At 68.5% G+C, this 2552-nt stretch carries 2 protein-coding genes; both read right to left on the reverse strand.

All coding sequences use genetic code 11. From position 1 onward, the window contains the following. Positions 1–125: 125 nt before the first annotated feature. Positions 126–917: an IS21-like element helper ATPase IstB gene (gene istB / locus ACLJT4_RS42215; protein ID WP_411130467.1), complete on the reverse strand. Its 792-nt coding sequence runs from the start codon at positions 915–917 to the stop codon at positions 126–128. Next, the gene (gene istA / locus ACLJT4_RS42220; protein ID WP_411130468.1) at positions 917–2422 is read right to left on the reverse strand and encodes an IS21 family transposase; all 1506 of its coding nucleotides are present in this window, start codon (positions 2420–2422) and stop codon (positions 917–919) included. Before istA ends, istB begins: the two co-directional genes overlap by 1 nt. Positions 2423–2552 lie beyond the last annotated feature (130 nt).

Consider the following 2552-nt stretch of genomic DNA (forward strand, 5'->3'; position numbering starts at 1 on the left):
GTGTCAACGGTCAGGGCGACTGCCCCGGTGGCGGACTTGATGACCCACGCACTGGCGGACATGAGAACTCCCCGCGGACACGGGATTTCCCCACTGGCTCCGCGTGATCCTTCTTGGGCCGTGGGTCAGTTCATGGGCCTGACCCCCTTGCCGGAGGTGGCTTCGGTGAGCCGGAAGCTGTCACCCTGGGTGACCACGACGTGAGCGTGGTGGAGGAGCCGGTCGACAGTCGCAGTGGCGAGTGTCTTGGGCATGATCTCGTCGAATCCAGACGGATGAAGATTCGAACTCACGGCCATCGCGCGTCGTTCGTAGGCGGCATCGACCAGGCGGAAGAAGCCTTCGGCGGCGTCCGCGGAGACAGGCAGCAGGCCGATATCGTCGACGATAATGAGGTCCGAGCGGATCAGCCGGGTCATCGCCCGGGCGAGCGAGTCGTCGACGCGGTGCCGGCGGACCAGGGCCCCGAGGTCTTCGATCGCGAACCAGGCGACCGTCATCCCGGCCTCGACCGCGGCTTGCCCGAGGGCCTCGGTGAAGTGGCTCTTCCCAGTGCCCGAGGGCCCGCAGACGCAGAGGTTCTCCTTGCGGGAGATCCATTCCAGGGTCTTCAGCGAGTCCTGGACCTGCCGGGATATGGAGGACGCGGTTTCGTCCCAGTCGCCGAAGGTCTTCCCGGCGGGGAACCCGGCCCGCTTGCGGCGAGTCCGCAGGTTCGCGGCATCCCGGCCAGCGGCTTCCTCGGCCAGCAGGACACGGACCACCTCGGCGGGATCCCAGCGTTGGGCCTTGGCGGTGGGGATCAGGTCGGTCAACGCCCGGCGGATGTGCGGGAGCTTGAGCCGCCGGGTGAGCTCGATGGCCTCGGCGAGCGGGTCGCCGTGGGAACCCGAGACGGTGCGAAGAGGGGTGGCCATCAGTGTTCGTCTCCTTCAGGGGCGACGCCGAAGCGGGACCAGGCGGACGTGCCCGGCTGGAGGCTGTGGTCCTCCGAAGCCCGGGTCGGCTCGGCGACCGTGCGTCCGATGTGGTGGTCAAGAATCGAGATGAGGTCGTTCTCGGCGAACCGGCCGGCGATCGCCGCCGTACCGAGCGCCCGGTCGACCTCCGCGATGCCGTGGAGCTTGGCGAGCTGGACGGCCTCGGCCATCTTCGGCCGCATCCTCCTCGCTCCCGCGGCCGCGGCCTCGGTCAGCCAGGACGCCGCCCCGGGACCGAGAGTGAGGAACGCGGCTTCCTCCGAGCTGGTGGCCTTCGGGGTGCGGTCGCCTTCCTTGTCCTCGCGGGGCGGGTAGTGCTCGTCTTTGATCGACGGGTTGCCCGGGGTGGACCGGCGGTGTCGGGCGGCCTCGACCGCGCCGTCGGCGGTCACTGCGGTGACGACGAGCTCGTCGCCGTGGAAGCGGGCCCAGACCGTCTCGCCGGCCAGCTGGTGCGGGACCGAATACCGCGCCGAGTCCACCGAGATCGTCGCGTCGTTCGCGACCCTGCGGGTCGTTCCCAGAGCCGCGGTGAACGGGTTCTCCGGCAGCGGATGCAACCGATGTCGTTCCTCCGCCAGGGCCTCGACGGGGCGGCGTCTGATCGCCCGGTGGACCTTGTTGTTCACCTCGGCGGTGAACTGACGGCAGGCGTCCTCGAGTTCGGTGAAGTCCCGGTAGGCGGGACGGAGATTGATATCCGTGGGCACCAGGTCCCGCTTCGCGATCCGCACCGTCGCCTCGGACCCGCCCTTGGACTGCGGATCCGCCGGGACGCAAGTGCGGACCGTGAGCCCGTAGTGGTGGCCGATCTCGATGATCTGCGGGTTGCGGACCGGTATCCGCGCGATATGGTCCGTCGTGACCGTCCGCTCGTTGTCGGTGAGCGCGTAGGTCGGGGCCCCACCGATCTGCCGCAGTGTCGCATCCAGGCAACTCGCAATCGTCGGCAGTGTCTTGTCGAGCACCGGGATGACCACCCGGAACCTCGACCAGGCCAGCCACGCGCACCACAGCCACGTTTTGCGGCCTGCCATTTTCGGGCCGTCGCCCCAGTCCCACTGGACCCACAGCCCGGGCTCGGGGATCCATGGGCGGAACACCCGGCGGTGGCCGGCCCGATACGACGCCTTCGCCACCGCGACCGCCCGCCGCGTGGTGCGGTCGGTGCCCGTGAAGCCCATCGCCGTGATCTTCTCGTGCACCCGGTCGGCACCGATCCGGCCGCCGGACCGCTCGATCAGCTCCTCGATCTTCGGCAGATACCCGTCGATCATCTTCGGCCGCTGCTGCCGCTTGGACGGGTCGCCGCCCTTGTCACGGAGCTCGACATACCGCTTCACGGTGTGATGGTCGACCCCGGCCAGCTCGGCCGCCCCACGGTAACTCCCCGTGAGGTCATACGCTTCCAAAATCTCCATGATCTCCTCTTTCGTCTTCACACCGACCAAAGGAACAGGCCGGTACATAAAGACACCGGAAGGATCACGCGTCCATCAACGGGGAGATCCCGTGTCCGCCTGCGGGGAGGCGATCGAACCGCCTACGGGGAGCTTCGCATTTCCGCCGTCA

Source organism: Streptomyces sp. x-19, assembly GCF_046549115.1.
GTDB classification, from domain to species: domain Bacteria; phylum Actinomycetota; class Actinomycetes; order Streptomycetales; family Streptomycetaceae; genus Streptomyces; species Streptomyces albulus_C.

Coding starts and splice junctions, on each gene's coding strand:
- istB (WP_411130467.1), bottom strand. CDS start 917: ATGGCCACCCCTCTTCGCACCGTCTCGGGTTCCCACGGCGACCCGCTC.